Origin of the sequence: Paraburkholderia sp. MM5482-R2, from assembly GCF_050436125.1 — a bacterium.
Taxonomy (GTDB): Bacteria; Pseudomonadota; Gammaproteobacteria; order Burkholderiales; family Burkholderiaceae; genus Paraburkholderia; species Paraburkholderia tuberum.
Window position 1 is genome coordinate 883,793 of the sequence record NZ_JBNDLP010000002.1, and the last position, 15,272, is coordinate 899,064.

Below are 15,272 nucleotides of genomic sequence, written 5' to 3' on the forward strand. Positions count from 1 at the left end.
GATCACGTATCAACCGGGAAAGAATCGGGCAACTCGCGGAGAACCTTGTATGGATACCTCAACACGTACGCCGGCCGACGAACGCCTGCGTCCTGAAATCGAGCCCGGCTATCAGTCGGGTTTCGCGAATGAATTCGCGACCGAGGCATTGCCGGGCGCGCTGCCGACCGGTCGCAATTCGCCGCAACGCGCGGCCTATGGTTTGTATGCCGAACAGATTTCGGGCACGGCGTTTACGGCGCCACGCGGTCACAACCGTCGCTCGTGGCTGTACCGGATTCGTCCGGCGGCCATGCACAAGCCGTTCACGTCGATGCCGTCGGAGCGGCTCGTCGCGAACTTCGCCGAGGTGCCGCCGACGCCGCCGAACCAACTGCGCTGGGACCCCCTGCCGATGCCCAGCGAACCGACCGATTTCATCGACGGCTGGGTCACCATGGCGGGCAACGGCTCGGCCGAAGCGATGAGCGGTTGCGCGATCCATCTGTACGCGGCGAACCGCTCGATGCACGATCGCTTCTTCTACAGCGCCGACGGCGAACTGCTGATCGTGCCGCAACAGGGGCGCCTGCATATCGCGACCGAAATGGGCCGAGTCGATGTCGAGCCGTTCGAGATCGCGGTGATTCCGCGCGGCGTGCGCTTCGCGGTCAGCCTGCCGGACGGCAGCGCGCGCGGGTATATCTGCGAAAACTTCGGTGCGCTGCTGCGTCTGCCGGAACTGGGGCCGATCGGCTCCAACGGTCTCGCGAATCCGCGCGATTTCCTGACGCCGCACGCCGCATACGAAGACCGCGAAGGCGCATTCGAACTCGTCGCGAAGATGAACGGCAATCTGTGGCGCGCGGACATCGGCCATTCGCCGCTCGACGTGGTCGCATGGCACGGCAACTATGCGCCGTACAAATACGACCTGCGCCGCTTCAACACGATCGGCTCGATCAGCTTCGATCATCCGGATCCGTCGATCTTCCTCGTGCTGCAATCGCAAAGCGACACGCCGGGCGTCGATACGATCGACTTCGTGATCTTCCCGCCGCGCTGGCTCGCCGCCGAAGATACGTTCCGGCCGCCCTGGTTCCATCGCAACGTCGCGAGCGAGTTCATGGGCCTCGTGCATGGCGTCTACGACGCGAAGGCCGAGGGCTTCGTGCCCGGCGGCGCGAGCCTGCACAACTGCATGACGGGCCACGGCCCGGACGCGGACACGTTCGAGAAGGCGTCGCATCTCGATACCTCGGTGCCGAAGAAGGTCGACGACACGATGGCCTTCATGTTCGAGACCCGCACGCTGATCAAGCCGACGCGCTTCGCGCTCGAAACCGCGCAACTGCAGGCGCATTACTACGAGTGCTGGCAAGGCCTCAAGAAACACTTCAATCCGGAGCAACGATGAACGCGGTGAACGATCTCCAGGCGACGCTCGATGCGTCGCGCAAGAGCTGGATCGAGTCGGCCAACGACCCGGCTGGCGACTTCCCGATCCAGAACCTGCCGTTCGGCATTTTCAGCGACCGTGGCAACGACGCGCGTCGCGTGGGCGTCGCGATCGGCGATCGGATCGTCGATCTCGCCGGATTGCAGGCCGCGGGTCTGCTGAGCGTGCCGGCGCACAACGTGTTCGCGCGCGATGCGCTGAACGATTTCATCGCGCTTGGCCGCGACGTGTGGCGCAGCGTGCGTATCCAGCTGAGCCAACTGCTCACGCGCGACACTGCGACGCTGCGCGACGATGCCGCGTTGCGCGCGAAGGTGCTCGTGCGCGCGGCCGATGCGCGTCTGCATCTGCCGGTGCAGATTCCGGGCTACACGGATTTCTATTCATCGAAGGAACACGCGACCAATGTCGGCGCGATGTTCCGCGATCCGAAGAATGCGCTGCTGCCGAACTGGTCGGAGATGCCGATCGGCTACAACGGACGGGCATCGTCGGTGGTCGTGAGCGGGACGCCGGTGCGTCGTCCGAATGGTCAGCTGAAGTTGCCCGACCAGGAGCGTCCGGTGTTCGGCGCGAGCCGCAAGCTCGATATCGAACTGGAGACGGGTTTCATCATCGGCGGCGGCAATGCGCTGGGCGAGCCGATCGCGTGCGAGGACGCGGAGGCGCACATTTTCGGCATGGTGCTGCTGAACGACTGGAGCGCGCGCGACATCCAGCAATGGGAATACGTGCCGCTCGGCCCATTCAATGCGAAGACCTTCGCGACGACGATCTCACCGTGGGTCGTCACGCTCGATGCGCTCGAACCCTTCCGCGTCGCGCAGCCGGTGCAGGAGCCGGAGCCGCTCGCCTATCTGCGGCATCGAGGAAAGCATGCGTTCGACATTCACCTCGAAGTGACATTGCGTGCGCAACCCGCGCGGCAAGCGAGCACGATCGCGCGGACCAACTTCAAATACATGTACTGGACGATGGCGCAGCAGCTCGCGCATCACACGGTGGCGGGCTGCAATACGCGGGTGGGCGACCTGATGGGCTCGGGGACGATCAGCGGGCCGACCGAGGATTCGTACGGCAGCCTGCTGGAGCTGACGTGGAACGGCAAGAAGCCGCTGGCGTTGAAGGAGGGCGGCACGCGCACGTTCATCGAGGACGGCGATGAGTTGACGCTCGTCGGCTGGTGCCAGGGCGACGGGTATCGCGTGGGGTTCGGCGCGTGTGCCGCAGAGATTCTGCCGGCGCGAGGGTGAGCGCGCGGCAGTCACGATGAGAGAGGGCCGGCGCGGTATGCCGGCCCTCGTCGTTTGTGCGAGACCTTGGGCATACCGTGTCGCAATGAATCGGCGCGTCGTCCGCTTCACCCACCCAGCAACCCGAATACGGCCACCCCATTCGTCGTGCCGACATACACCTTGCCGTTTGCGATCAATGGTGTGATGAACTTGTTGCCCGTGCCGAACTGATCGCGCGTGCCCATCTGGTTGCTGTTGTACAGCTCGTTGAGCGTGCTCGGGTCGAACGCATGCAAGGCCGCGACGGTGCCGTTTTCGGCGGCCCACACGATGCCGTTCGTGGTGCCGTTCGCCGAGATGCTCGGCGTCGTCCCGGGATAGGCGAACGTCATCGCGCTTTGCGCGGTCGGTGTGATCGACAGCTTCGCGTTGGTCACGGTGAACGCCTTCAGATGATCGCCGACCGAGCCGAAATACACGCGCCCGTTGAAATAGGCGGGCATGCCGAACTCGCCGCCGGCCAGCTGCGCGGGAATCTCCTGATAGATGTTGTCGGCCGCCGGGTTGAACTTGCCCATCGAGTCGCGATTCAGCACGTAGATGGTGCTGTCCTTGCCCGCGCCGAGCGTCAGATGCTGTAGGGTGCCGTTCGCGTCGGTCAGGTCCGGCAGCACCAGTGCGCCGCCGGAGCCGAGGTCGATGTCGTCGTTGGCCTCCTGCACGACGTTCGTCATCGCGAAGTAGTCCGTCACCGACAGGCCTCCCGCCGTGCCGAGCTTCAGGAACGTATTGCCGAAATCCTTGTTGGCGGGGAAGCCGCTCGACGTCATCGTCGTGTCGAACGTGCCGTTGGCATCGAGCAGATAGATCGACGAGCCGTCCGACGCCGGTCCCGCGCCGCTCATCCAGATCGCGCCGCCGATGCCGTTAGGCGTCAGGTTGAGCACGGTGGTCTGCTGCAACGTGTCGGCGCCGTAGCCCATGATCCAGCCCGTATAGCCGCCGTCGTCGCAGTGCGAGGTCCACGTCGTGTAGACCGTGTTGCCGAGCAATAGCAGCCCCGCGCGCTCCGCGTACAACGACGTGGTGAACGGCACGACGCCGTTCGTATTACCCGCGCCGCTGCCCGGGAAAGAGGCGGCGACTTCGGTGGGACCGTTCAGCAGCTCGGCGCCGGTCGCGAGGTCGAGCGCGTGAATGCGATGATGGTAGCCGCCGGCCGCGTCCTTCGACATCGCGACGACGTAGATCGTGCCGTGCGTGCCGCGCGAACGGTCGATCACCGGTGTCGAGGTGATGCCGATGGTGTTCACGATCTGGCTGCAGCCGAGGTCGTCGCTCGGGGTTTCGCCGGTGCCGAGTGTGCGCACCTGCCACAGGGTCGCGCCGGTGTCGGCATCGAATGCGTACACACTGTCGTTCTCGGTCGCGACGTACAGCACGTTGTGCGTGCCGCCCGCGATCGCCAGCGCAGCGACGAATAGCGGCTGCGCGTCGACCTTGCCGTCGACGCTAAAGAAGCCGACCTTGCCGAACGTCGAAGCCGCCACGTTGGCGGGCGTCAGCGTGGTTTCGCCGAGGTTCTGGCCGGTGCGCGCGATGTCGTCGTGATAGGTGAGCACGTCGCGCACGGCTGCCGCCGATGTGCCGCCCATCGGGGTGCCCGAGCCGCTGCCCGAGCCGTCGGTGCTACCGGTGGTGGTGCCGCCGCTCGTGGTGCCACCGCTGGTGGTGCTGCCGCCGCTCGCTGCGGCCGGGGCCGATGCGCCGGACGCGCCGCTGCCGCCGACGCCTACGCTCGCGCCCGTCGGGGCACTGCTGTCTCCGCCTCCGCCGCCTCCACAGTTCGCCGCGACGATCGCGGCTACCGCGATCGCCGTGCCCAACAGGCTGGCACGGAGCAACAGGCGCATCGAGACCATGGCGGACTCCCCGTTGCTTGCGGCGGCGCCACGAAATATGGGCCGTTCGTCGAGTGTCCGCGCAACGTGGGTTGAGATTATCACCCTGCGTATAGATCGTAAAAGCCAGCAATTAGCGTCTATTCGTCAACTCGGCGCCCGCAGCGCGATCCGCCGACGCTCCCACAACGGCGCCGCCAGAAACGCGAGCGCCGCGCAGCCGGATCTGCGTGAGGCGCTTTTCCTCATCGACGCCGATCGCGAGCGCTGACGCAATACCGTACCAGTGAGATACGGTACCCCACGACAGATAAAGGGTGCCGTCGCGAGGCTCGTAACAGACCTCTGGCGCTCCCATGTCGTGCGCATGTCCGTGCGCGTCGAATTCTGACTCGATGTGCGGAGTTTCGTCGGTTGGGTCTGCGAGTTCGGACGTGCGGACGGTCCATCGCTCGGGATTCGTGTAAAAGTCCAATCCGATCAACCGGCGATGCTGATCGACAAGCATCGACAACGTGCCCGCCGTGAGGACATAAGAGGGCGCGCCAATGCGGAAACGCGCATCCAGCAAGTCGCTGAGATTGTTTTGCGGTTCCGGCAGCGAAGCCAAAGGTGGATATTTGACCTCACAGGTCAGCGTGGAGCTTTGTTCATCCCACCGCACGATGGCCGAAACGCCGGTGGCAGGGGGAGTCGTGTAGACGGTGGGATGCTTCATCGAAGAGGTTTATAGGCAAAGTGCAGAACGGTGTAATCGCTCTCTCGAACCATGACTTCGAGCCGGCCAGCTCACCCCGCCACCGCCACCCGCCGCTCGATCGACACCGACCACAACGTCAACAACAGCGCGCCGAGCGCGGTCGCGACGCCGACCCACGGCAGCGTCGTCAGCGGCGCGCCGGCGCCGATCGCCATGCCGCCGAGCCATGCGCCGGTCGCGTTGCCGAGGTTGAACGCCCCCTGATTCAGCGTCGATGCCAGATTCGGCGCGTGGCTCGCCCGATCCACGATCAGCATCTGCAGCGGCGGCACGATCGCGAATGCGAGCACCCCCCACACGAACACGGTCAGCATCGCCGGAGTGCGCGCGTGCATCGTGCCCGCGAACACGCACATGATCACGACGATCGCCATCAGGAACGCGACCAGCGAGGGCATCAGCCGCCAGTCCGCGAGCTTGCCGCCGAGCGTGCTGCCGACCGTCAGGCCGAGGCCGAACAAGAGCAGCACTAGCGTGACCGCGTGCGGCGTGAAGCCGGTCACGTCTTCGAGAATCGGCGTGATGTAGGTGAAGGTCGAAAACAGGCTCGCCGACGCGAACACGCTGATACCGAGCACCATCAGCACCTGCGGGTTCTTCAGCACGCTGAATTCGCGCACGAGGCTCGCCTTGTGCATCTCGATCTTCGCGGGCAGACACACCGCGAGCGCAGCCGCCGCCAGCACGCCGATGCCGGTCACGGCCCAGAAAGTAGCGCGCCAGCCGACCGCCTGGCCGAGCGCGGTGCCGAGCGGCACGCCGAGCACGTTGGCGAGCGTGAGGCCGGTGAACATCAGCGCGATTGCCTGCGCGCGGCGATTCGGCGCGACGAGCCCGGCCGCGACCACCGAGCCGATGCCGAAAAACGCGCCGTGGCAGAACGCGGTGACGATGCGCGCGGCCATCAGCACCGCGTAGCCGGGCGCGATCGCGCACAGCAGATTGCCGACGATGAACACGCCGATCAGGCTCATCAGGGCCTTTTTGCGCGGCATGTTGGCAACCGCGATCGCGACGATCGGCGCGCCGATCGTGACGCCGAGCGCATACGCGGACACCAGCATGCCAGCCGCCGGAATCGACACGGACAGATCGCGCGCGACATCGGGCAACAGGCCCATGATGACGAACTCGGTGGTACCGATTCCAAACGCGGCAACGGCAAGGGCAAGCAGAGGCAATGGCATGGCGATGATGGGGTGTGACGCGTGAAGCGGCGCGAACAACGGGCGCCGGGCGGGCGATTCCGAAGGCGGAAACGCTATTGCCGGCCAGGGAAAAACAGTAGGGGATTCTACCTAAGTCAAATCTGGCTTGCAGGCTGTCCGGAAAGCTGTTGTTTTTTGTGGAACGCGGCGGCGGGAGCCCGAGCCGCCGGGCGGCGTTCAGCGCCGCGCGAGGTTGCGCCCGAGTGCCGCGCAGCCCGCATCCGTCAGCGCTTCGACCACGTTGCTGCGATCGTCGGGCTTGAAGTCGGCGATCCAGATCACGCGGCAATGTGCGGACGCGTCGGCCACGACCTGCAGCGTCGCATGATGATGCTCGAAGCGCCCGCCGCCCACCGAGTAGGCGAGCCGCATGTGGGCATCGTCGACGGCGATCACGCGTTCCTCGACCACGGTGCCGTCGGCGAAGGTGACCCAGCGCAGGTCGCCTTCCATGCGCGCCGCGATCAGCACGCCCGCGAATACGCGGGCGACCCCGGCGGGATCGCGCAGCGCGGCCCACGCATCGGCCGCGGTGGTTGCCACGGCGATTTCCCGGTAGATCGTCGCCATCGCATTTCCTCCTGTTCGTTTCGGGCAACCCTGGTCTCGTGCGCGCGGGGGTGTCGCGACCGGCGATTGCAAACCTGTCGCCGATCGCGCGGCGCCGTCTTATCCGCGATCCGCGTCGAACGTGTCGCCATGACGGCCCGCGCCGGACACAAAGCGCGCCGCGCCCGCCACGCCCTCGGCGAAGACCGCCGCGTAGCCGCCCGCGCCTTCGCGCCGCAATGCCTCGGCGAGATCGTTCAGCGTGCTGTTCTCGAGCGCGGAGCGACGATCGGCGAGCAGCGCCGCCTGCGGAAACGCGGCGAGCTCCGCGGCCAGTTGCTCGGCAGCCGCGCGCGCTTCGCCCTTCGGCACCACGCGGTTGGCGAGCCCGAAGGAAAGCGCCTCGCGCGCATCGACCGCGCGGCCGGTCAGGATCAGATCGAGCGCACGCGACAGACCGATCAGTCGCGGCAGCCGGATCGTGCCGCCGTCGATCAGCGGAATGCCGACACGCCGGCAGAACACGCCGAGCAACGCATCTTCCTCGACGACGCGCAGGTCGCACATCGCGGCAAGCTCGAGCCCACCCGCCACCGCATAGCCGGCGATCGCGGCGATCACCGGCTTGCTGAAGCATGTGCGTGTCGGTCCCATCGGCCCCGGGCCGCTGCCGTCCGCGTGCAGCTCATTGCGGCGCGTCGCGTCGGCGAGCGCGCCGAGGTCCGCGCCCGAGCAAAATGTGCCGCCCGCGCCGAACAGCACGGCCGCGTGCCACGCCGGCTCGGCCTCGAAGCGGCTGAACGCAGCGCTCAACGCCTCGGCCACCTGCCGATCGACCGCATTGCGCCGCGCGGGCCTCTCCAGCACGATCGTAGCGACGCCGTTGCCGTCATTCGACTCGATTCGCACATGGTTATTGAAATATTGGTTGGCTATCATCGTTATGTACCTTAAGGGTACCTGAAGGTCGCTGCTGGCCTGTTGATCCGGCAGTGTTACAGCACGCTCATGCAGCGCAATTAATCCGGTGAGTTGTCATGTTTCCATCACATCCGGCTCGTAGCGTTAGCGCTCTATTGATGCGCTGGCGTCCTGTCGCCAGCTTGCCGAGCCTACCTTTGTCCTTGCCTTTGCCCAATTCATCGCCGGCCGCCGCGCCAGCCTGCGCCGGAACGGTGTGGGTCGTGCCGTTGCAGGACCACTCGTGGTACGACCATGTGCGCCTGAAGCGCGTCTTCGTCGCCGACGGCACACGTCACCAGGTCGTGCTCGTCGATCTGCGCAAGCTGCTCGTGTGCGCGGATCGCGACAACACCGATTACGTGCTGAAGCCAGTCGCCGAATGGCACTCGGGCAAGGTCCGCGGCATTCGCGAGTTTCTCGATCCCGACAGCCCGCGGATTCCGCAGATGCCCTACGTGACGATCTCCACGCGTCGCGCGCCGGGATTGCTCGGCTGGGTCGGCATCGAGCGCGAGGGGGTGGTGGCGTTTCGCAACGGCCAGCATCGCGCGCGCTATCTGGCCGAGGCGGGCGCGCGCTGGTGTCCGGTCGAAGTGCACGAGCGCGAGGCGGGATTGCTGCGTGAGCTGTGCGGCGCGGCCGATGATGCCCGCACCGCGATTCGCGCGACCCAGTCGGGCAGCGACAGCGACGTCTAACTTTCGCGGTCCGCGGCAATTCGCGTACGCCACGGTTATCACGGCTACCCCGCCTGCACGACGTTGCGCGGCGTGCCCGCCTGCCACGCAGCGATGTTCGCGAGCGTGGTCTGCGCGATCTCGGTCATCGCCTCGCGCGTGAAGAACGCCTGGTGCGCGGTGACGATCACGTTCGGAAACATCAACAGACGCGCGAGCACGTCGTCCTGTAGCGGCAGATTCGAATGATCCTCGAAGAAGATGCCGCCTTCTTCCTCGTACACGTCGAGCCCGAGATGGCCGAGCTGGCCGTCCTTCAACGCGCCGATCAGTGCGTTCGCCTCGACGAGCCCGCCGCGCCCGGTGTTGATCAGCATCGCGCCGCGCTTCATCTTCGCCAGCGCGGCGCGGTCGATCAGGTGATAGGTGTCGGGCAACAGCGGGCAATGCAGACTGACGACGTCCGATTCGGCGAGCAAGGTATCGAGCGGCACGTAGCGCGCGCCGAGCGCGAGCAGTTCGTCGGCCGGCGGCCCCGGATCGTAGGCGAGCACCTGCATGCCGAAGCCCGCCATGATGCGCGCGAACACCCGGCCGATGATGCCCGCGCCGATCACGCCGACCGTCTTGCCATGCAGGTCGAAGCCGAGCAGCCCATGCAGCGAGAAGTCGCCTTCGCGCGTGCGCGCGACCGCGCGCGGCAGGCGCCGGTTCAGCGCGAGAATCAGCCCGGCCGCATGTTCGGCGACCGCGTACGGCGAGTAGGCCGGCACGCGTGCGACCGGCATGCCGAGCCGCTCGGCCGCCGCGAGGTCGACGTGATTGAAGCCCGCCGAGCGCAGCGCGATCATGCGCGTGCCGCCCGCATGAAGCCGTTCGAGCGTGGCGGCGTCGACGCTGTCGTTGACGAACGGGCAGACCACGTCGTAGCCATGCGCGAGGATCGCGGTCTCGCTGTCGAGAGGGGATTCCTGGAAATGCAGTTCATAGCCATGCGCGGCATTGGCCTCGGTGAATGTATCGACGTCGTATTGACGACTGCTGAACAGGATCGTGCGCATATCGGGCTCCGAAGAAGCTGTTTCTCGATGTTAGGCGACTTCGCGAATGAAAGAGTAGGGTGATGTTGTGAACGCGGGTACCGCTCGCGCATGACGGCTGGCTACCTTGGCCAAAAAACTTGCGCGATCGCGCGGTTCGGTGAATGATCGGACGAACGGCCTCGAGCGGCGTGCCTGCCGCGAGGCCGTTCGTTCCTTTGCGCTTCACATTCATATACCGATCATGCCGACTTCAACCTCCACTACCGTTGCTTCGTCCGTCCCCTGTCCGATTGTCGAATCGCTCGACGCGATCCTTCCCGAAGAACCGCTGCTGATGATGGGCGCCGGCCCCGTGCCGATTCCCGCCGCGGTCGCGAAGGCCAATGCGATCGTGATCAACCATCTGGGCGGCACGATGGCGAAGGTGGTGAACCAGGTGAAAACGATGGCGCGCTACGTGTTCCAGACGCAGTCGAAGTGGGTGCTCGGCGTCGCGGGACCGGGATCGGGCGCGATGGAGATGGCGATCTCCAATCTCGCGTGGGAAGGCACGCGCATGCTGTGCATCAAGAACGGCTTCTTCAGCGACCGCATGGGCGAAATGGGCCGGCGCGTCGGCGCGCGCGTGAGCATGCTCGAAGTCGCGGACCGCACGGTCGCGAGTCTCGACCAGATCGCCGACGCGCTGCGCCGCGAGCGTCCCGAGGTCGTCACGGTCGTGCAGGGCGAGACCTCGAACACCGTGTGGAATCATCATCTGAAAGACATCGCCGCGCTTGCGAAGGAAGCGGGCGCGCTCGTGATCGTCGACGCGGTCTGCACGCTGAGCACGATGCCGCTCGAAATGGATACCTGGGGCATCGACGCGGTGATCACCGGCGGCCAGAAGGGCTTGTCATCGATTCCGGGCGTGTCGCTGATTGCGTTTTCAGACGCCGCCTGGGCGCGCGTCAAAGGCCGCACGGCGCCCAATACGCACTGGTGCCTCGATGCGTCGCTGGCGGAAAACTTCTGGCACAACGCCGGGTATCACTACACGGCGCCGGTGTCGGGCGTGCTCGCGCTGCACGAGGCGCTGCGGCTCGTCTGCGCGGAGACGCTGGAGAAGCGCTTCGCGCGCCATCTGAAATGCTCGCTCGCGTTGCAACAAGGCGTCACCGCGATGGGCCTGCAACTGTATGCGCCGGAGAATTGCCGCCTGAATTCGGTGGTCGGCATCGACGTGCCGGACGGCCTCAGTCCCGCCGACGTCTGCGCGCATATCTCGCGGCAGCATCAGGTGGAAATCTCCGGCTCGTTCGGTCTGCCGATCGTGCGTATCGGCCAGATGGGCGAACAGTGCCGCGAGCACAACCTGTTTCGCACCGTGCATGCGCTGGGCCGCACGATGGTCGATCTCGGCGTCAACGTCGATCTGCCGGCGGGTGTCGCGGCGCTCGAGCGCGGCTTGAGCGAAGGTAAATAAGCATTTTTCCGATGCGCTACGAATAGCATTCGCAGCGCATATCTTTTGTGCGATCCAGCACTTTATAGTCGCATTAGAAAGTTTTTTCCCGCCATTATTGCGTTGCAATAAATTAATGCTTCGCAACCTTTTTACATAACAATGGCGAAATCTCCGAAACCCTTACGGAATAAGGCTCTGCGCCTTTCTAAAGGGTTTTCTTCCTTTCTTACTTTCTATTGTTCTCTGTGCGCCGGCGCACGTATCGAGATCAGGCCGAAACGTAAAGTAGGTCAAGGCAAGAGCAGCGCAATGCTCACGCTGCGGTAAATCGCAAGACCATGATTCGACACACGGCGCTTGCCAGGACGTGCCTGCCGCGCTCATGCATGCATGCCGCCGGAACCAAGCTTTAACGCCAAAGCGCCCCCGCGAGGCGACAAAAAAGGATTTCTATCCGATTCGATAATTCGATCGCGTGGAGTCTCGAAGACTGTCTTCGAGGGTCCACGCACGTACGAAGCAAGGATATCGACACTATGGCGAGCGCATACGACTCAGGTCAATCGGCAGGGGTTATCGTTGGAGCAGAGTTGAACGGACTGGGGGTGGCGCGATCGCTCGCGCAGGCCCGCGTTCCGGTTATCGCAGTCGATACGAGGACCCGCGCGGCGACGTGGTGCCGACACGTTCATGCGCATCAGGTAAAGAGTTTTGTCGGGAAAATATTCGTTGATGAAATGATCGAACTCGGCAAGCGGTTCGATCGTCTGCCAGTTCTGATTCTCACCGACGAAGACGCGGTGCATGCGGTGTCGGAAAATCGGGCGGCTTTGTCGCACTGGTATCGGTTCCGCTTGCCGGCCGACGACACCGTCAAGATGTTGTCGAGCAAGGCGCGCTTTCACGAATTCGCGCAGCGGCATGGCTTTTCGGTGCCGCGCTCGGTCGTGCTCGATAAGCTTGCCGACATCGAACGGCTGGCCGAATTGCGCTACCCGTGCGTGCTGAAACCGGACGACAAGCGCAACGTGCTGCGCGGCGAGAAAGAACGCGCGGTGCGCGTCGACATGCTGCAGCATGCACGCGATCGCGCTATCGCGATGCTCGCGACGCCGGGTGGCATCATCGCGCAGGAGTGGATCGAGGGGCCTGACAGCAACATCCACTTCACGCTGTTCTATCGCGGCGCCGACGGCAACATGGTCAGCATGTTCACCGGCCGCAAGGTGTTGAGCTCGCCGCCGGGCGTCGGCAATACCGCGATCTGCGTGGCCGCGCCCGAAGCGCGCGGGACGCTCGAACCGCTGACGCGGCGCTTCGCCGAGCTGGCCGGTTTCGACGGCATGGGCAGCATCGAGTACAAGTGGGACGACAACTACAACGAGTTCGTGATGGTCGAGCCCACGGTCGGCCGCACGGACTGGCAGGAGGAGATCGCGACGCTGTGCGGCGTCAACATTCCGCTTGCCGCGTACCGCCATGAACTCGGCCTGCCATTGCCCGTCGAGCGCCTGAGCCGGCAATCGGTCGCGTGGCGCGCGACGTTTTCCGATCGGCCGCCGCCCGAATTGCTGAGCGAGCGCACGAAAATTTTCGATGGCTATTTCCGCTGGAACGATCCGTTCCCAGCGTTGCAGCACTATGTCGTGATGAATCCGCTGCGACGCATGAAGCGCAGCTGGAAAAAAGCGATCAGGGCGCCCGAGTCGCGTCAGGCCAAAGCCTGACGCTGGCAACGAAGCCGTTCCCCTGGAGACCAGCATGTCTTTGACCGATACCATCATCATTGGCGCGGGGCCCTACGGGTCATCTCTTGCCGCGCATCTGAAGGCCGCCGGCGTGGATCACCAGATCCTCGGGGAACCGATGGGAGCGTGGCGCAACTACATGCCGCCCGGCATGCTGCTGCGCTCCGAGGCTTTCGCGTCGAGCCTGCACGCGCCGCGCAGCGGCTTTACCGTCGAAGACTACTGCCGCCTGACAGGGCTGCCTTACCAACCGCTCGGCATGGCGCTGCCGCTCGAAACCTTCGTCGAGTACGGGCTGTGGTTCCAGTCGAATCTGGTCGGCGAAATCCAGCCGGTCGACGTGCTCGCATTGCGCCGCGTCGGCGATCAGTTCCAGCTGTCGCTGAGCGACGGCCGCTCGCTCGCCGCGCGCAGAGTCGTGATCGCGCTCGGCCTGAAGGGCTTCGCGCAAACCCCGCCGGCGCTGCGGGACTTGCCGGCGCAATATGCGTCGCATTCGGAGCTGTATGGGAACCTTGAGTGGGCGCGCGGCAAGGACATTGCGATCGTCGGCGGCGGGCAGTCGGCGCTCGGGCTGTCCGCGCTGCTCAACGAACTCGGCGCGCGCGCACACGTGCTGATGCGCGAGAGCAGCGTGGTGTGGCACGAGCGGCCGCACGGCGGTCGCAACATCCTGTCGCGCATCAAGGGGCCCGACGCGGGACTGGGGCGCGGCTGGCGCTCGCTGTTCCTGTCCGAGTTTCCCGGCGTGTTCCACATGCTCGACCCGCGACGCCGCAAGCAGATCATGGAGCATACGTACGGCGCGTCCGGCGCGTGGTGGCTGCACGATCGCGTGGTCGGCAAGGTGCAGATCTCGCATCGCACCGTGGTGCGCTCCGCGGCGGTCGAAAACGACCGCGTCGTACTGAACGTGCTGAGCGACGGCAAGCAAGCGCGGGTGAGCGCCGATCACGTGATCGCCGCGACCGGTTTCAAAACCGACATGCGGCAGCACGCGTTCCTGTCCAAAGATCTGGCCGACGCGATTTCGAATCAGGGCGGCATGCCCGACCTGACGTCGCACTACGAAACGCGCGTGCGCGGCCTCTATGTGATCGGACCCGCGTGCGCGCACAGCTTCGGGCCCGTGATGCGCTTCGTCTATGGAACCAAGCACGCGTCGCCGACCGTGGCGCGGCACATTATCGGTTCGTTGAAAGCGGGTGCGCGGCAACGCACGTGGCCCGTCGCCCATGCACCCATGCCGGAGCGCTCAGGTGAATAAGACCCAAGCAACGGGCGCGTCTGCGCGCTCGCACCTGTCCGACAGCGACCGCGGGCGCCGCATGAAGCGCTACAAGACGCTCGTGAAGGAGATGCTCGCGGGCTTCGTCCTGATTTCGGGTCTCGCGTGGTTCACGCGCAAGGTGCTGTGGCGCGATCGCGTGGCCGTGCTGCTTTATCACGATCCCGATCCGGACACGCTCGACCGTCACTTGACTTATCTCGGCAAGCTGTGCGAGTTCGTGCCGTTGACCGACGTCAGCGCGCCCGGCCGCGGCCGGCCACGCGTGGCGATCACGCTCGACGACGGTCACGCGGGCAACGCGAAGCTGTTGCCCGTGTTCGTCAAGCACAACGTGCGCCCGACGATCTTCCTGTGCAGCCGCATCGTCGGACGGCCGCGCAGTCACTGGTGGCTGCATCCGGGCTCGCTGCGCGTCGGCCATGAACGTCTGAAGCGGATGACGAACGACGAGCGCCTCGCCGCGCTGGCGGCCCAAGGCTACCAGCAGGACGGCGATGACCGGCCGACCGGCCTGTCGATCGAAGCGATGCAGGCGATGCGCGAGCACATCGACTTCCAGGCGCATACGCGCTTCCATCCGATCCTCACGCATTGCAGCGACGCTGAAAGCGAGGCCGAAATCCGCGACAGCCGCCATGAGATCGCGGCGCTGCTGCAACAACCGTGCGAGCACTTCGCGTATCCGAACGGCAATTACGGCGAACGCGAAGTGGAGTTCGTGCGGGCCGCCGGCTTCAAAACCGCGCGCACCTGCGACATCGGCTGGAACGATCAGCACACCGATCCGTACCGGCTGCGCACGATCATCATCGACGATGCGGCATCGACGCTGCGCTTCGCGGCGCAATTGAGCGGCATTGCGCTGTTTCTGCGCTATCTGCGCGAGGGTGGAGGCTGGCGCGGCAAGTTTCCGCAGTTTTGAACAGAGGGAGCGCCTGGACGAAGCGATTCGTCCGGGCAACGCCGTCCGGGTTTTTCGCGAGACGGCACGAGGGGCATACGACAGGAGGGG

The 15,272-nt window shown here is 65.2% G+C and carries 13 protein-coding genes; 7 read left to right on the forward strand and 6 right to left on the reverse strand.

All coding sequences use genetic code 11. The features are described 5' to 3' along the window. The first annotated feature begins 49 nt into the window (after positions 1-49). Both hmgA and fahA read left to right on the forward strand, forming a co-directional pair. Positions 50-1,396 (forward strand): homogentisate 1,2-dioxygenase, encoded by a 1,347-nt coding sequence (gene hmgA / locus OKW37_RS07135; RefSeq protein ID WP_187611083.1) that lies wholly within the window; start codon positions 50-52, stop codon positions 1,394-1,396. Continuing rightward, positions 1,393-2,691, forward strand: a complete 1,299-nt coding sequence (gene fahA, locus OKW37_RS07140) for a fumarylacetoacetase (protein ID WP_184062232.1) — start codon at positions 1,393-1,395, stop codon at positions 2,689-2,691. Before hmgA ends, fahA begins: the two co-directional genes overlap by 4 nt. Positions 2,692-2,798: 107 nt before the next feature. Here the strand turns inward: fahA and OKW37_RS07145 are convergent, their stop codons facing one another. From OKW37_RS07145 to OKW37_RS07165, 5 genes are all read right to left on the reverse strand, one after another. Then, positions 2,799-4,595 (reverse strand): PQQ-binding-like beta-propeller repeat protein, encoded by a 1,797-nt coding sequence (locus OKW37_RS07145; protein ID WP_429407322.1) that lies wholly within the window; start codon positions 4,593-4,595, stop codon positions 2,799-2,801. Positions 4,596-4,707: 112 nt separating this feature from the next. Continuing rightward, positions 4,708-5,292, reverse strand: coding sequence for a hypothetical protein (locus OKW37_RS07150; RefSeq protein ID WP_260321293.1), 585 nt, complete (start codon positions 5,290-5,292; stop codon positions 4,708-4,710). A gap of 71 nt (positions 5,293-5,363) precedes the next feature. Continuing rightward, a complete protein-coding gene (locus OKW37_RS07155; RefSeq protein WP_429407320.1) occupies positions 5,364-6,521 on the reverse strand; it encodes an MFS transporter in 1,158 nt (385 codons plus the stop codon). A 198-nt stretch (positions 6,522-6,719) separates the two neighbouring features. Beyond that, positions 6,720-7,112, reverse strand: a complete 393-nt coding sequence (locus OKW37_RS07160; RefSeq protein WP_429407318.1) for an SRPBCC family protein — start codon at positions 7,110-7,112, stop codon at positions 6,720-6,722. 99 nt (positions 7,113-7,211) lie between these two features. Continuing rightward, positions 7,212-8,030 (reverse strand): crotonase/enoyl-CoA hydratase family protein, encoded by an 819-nt coding sequence (locus OKW37_RS07165; RefSeq protein ID WP_429407316.1) that lies wholly within the window; start codon positions 8,028-8,030, stop codon positions 7,212-7,214. Positions 8,031-8,170: 140 nt separating this feature from the next. Here OKW37_RS07165 and OKW37_RS07170 point away from each other — a divergent pair, with 140 nt between their 5' ends. Further along, positions 8,171-8,752 (forward strand): plasmid fertility inhibition factor family protein, encoded by a 582-nt coding sequence (locus OKW37_RS07170; protein ID WP_429407314.1) that lies wholly within the window; start codon positions 8,171-8,173, stop codon positions 8,750-8,752. Positions 8,753-8,796: 44 nt separating this feature from the next. Here OKW37_RS07170 and OKW37_RS07175 read toward each other — a convergent pair whose 3' ends face one another. Next, positions 8,797-9,792 carry a 2-hydroxyacid dehydrogenase gene (locus OKW37_RS07175; protein ID WP_018419530.1) on the reverse strand — a complete coding sequence of 332 codons (996 nt, stop codon included), beginning with the start codon at positions 9,790-9,792 and terminating at the stop codon, positions 8,797-8,799. Between the two features lie 223 nt (positions 9,793-10,015). Here OKW37_RS07175 and OKW37_RS07180 point away from each other — a divergent pair, with 223 nt between their 5' ends. The 4 genes from OKW37_RS07180 to OKW37_RS07195 all read left to right on the forward strand — a co-directional run bounded on the left by OKW37_RS07180 (position 10,016) and on the right by OKW37_RS07195 (position 15,182). Further along, positions 10,016-11,239, forward strand: coding sequence for a pyridoxal-phosphate-dependent aminotransferase family protein (locus OKW37_RS07180; RefSeq protein WP_184062225.1), 1,224 nt, complete (start codon positions 10,016-10,018; stop codon positions 11,237-11,239). Positions 11,240-11,958: 719 nt separating this feature from the next. Further along, positions 11,959-12,948: a carboxylate--amine ligase gene (locus tag OKW37_RS07185; RefSeq protein WP_429407311.1), complete on the forward strand. Its 990-nt coding sequence runs from the start codon at positions 11,959-11,961 to the stop codon at positions 12,946-12,948. 34 nt (positions 12,949-12,982) lie between these two features. Next, on the forward strand, positions 12,983-14,236 hold the full coding sequence (locus OKW37_RS07190) for an NAD(P)-binding domain-containing protein (protein WP_429407309.1): 1,254 nt from the start codon (positions 12,983-12,985) through the stop codon (positions 14,234-14,236). A gap of 61 nt (positions 14,237-14,297) precedes the next feature. Continuing rightward, positions 14,298-15,182 (forward strand): polysaccharide deacetylase family protein, encoded by an 885-nt coding sequence (locus tag OKW37_RS07195; protein ID WP_184062424.1) that lies wholly within the window; start codon positions 14,298-14,300, stop codon positions 15,180-15,182. Positions 15,183-15,272: the final 90 nt, after the last annotated feature.

What these genes read in the sequence shown, in the direction of transcription:
- OKW37_RS07185 (WP_429407311.1), top strand. Translation starts at nt 11,959, where the DNA reads ATGATCGAACTCGGCAAGCGGTTCGATCGTCTGCCAGTTCTGATTCTC.
- hmgA (WP_187611083.1), top strand. Translation starts at nt 50, where the DNA reads ATGGATACCTCAACACGTACGCCGGCCGACGAACGCCTGCGTCCTGAA.
- OKW37_RS07150 (WP_260321293.1), bottom strand. Translation starts at nt 5,292, where the DNA reads ATGAAGCATCCCACCGTCTACACGACTCCCCCTGCCACCGGCGTTTCG.
- OKW37_RS07160 (WP_429407318.1), bottom strand. Translation starts at nt 7,112, where the DNA reads ATGGCGACGATCTACCGGGAAATCGCCGTGGCAACCACCGCGGCCGAT.
- OKW37_RS07145 (WP_429407322.1), bottom strand. Translation starts at nt 4,595, where the DNA reads ATGGTCTCGATGCGCCTGTTGCTCCGTGCCAGCCTGTTGGGCACGGCG.
- OKW37_RS07165 (WP_429407316.1), bottom strand. Translation starts at nt 8,030, where the DNA reads ATGATAGCCAACCAATATTTCAATAACCATGTGCGAATCGAGTCGAAT.
- OKW37_RS07170 (WP_429407314.1), top strand. Translation starts at nt 8,171, where the DNA reads ATGCGCTGGCGTCCTGTCGCCAGCTTGCCGAGCCTACCTTTGTCCTTG.
- OKW37_RS07175 (WP_018419530.1), bottom strand. Translation starts at nt 9,792, where the DNA reads ATGCGCACGATCCTGTTCAGCAGTCGTCAATACGACGTCGATACATTC.
- OKW37_RS07155 (WP_429407320.1), bottom strand. Translation starts at nt 6,521, where the DNA reads ATGCCATTGCCTCTGCTTGCCCTTGCCGTTGCCGCGTTTGGAATCGGT.
- OKW37_RS07195 (WP_184062424.1), top strand. Translation starts at nt 14,298, where the DNA reads ATGAAGCGCTACAAGACGCTCGTGAAGGAGATGCTCGCGGGCTTCGTC.
- OKW37_RS07190 (WP_429407309.1), top strand. Translation starts at nt 12,983, where the DNA reads ATGTCTTTGACCGATACCATCATCATTGGCGCGGGGCCCTACGGGTCA.
- OKW37_RS07180 (WP_184062225.1), top strand. Translation starts at nt 10,016, where the DNA reads ATGCCGACTTCAACCTCCACTACCGTTGCTTCGTCCGTCCCCTGTCCG.
- fahA (WP_184062232.1), top strand. Translation starts at nt 1,393, where the DNA reads ATGAACGCGGTGAACGATCTCCAGGCGACGCTCGATGCGTCGCGCAAG.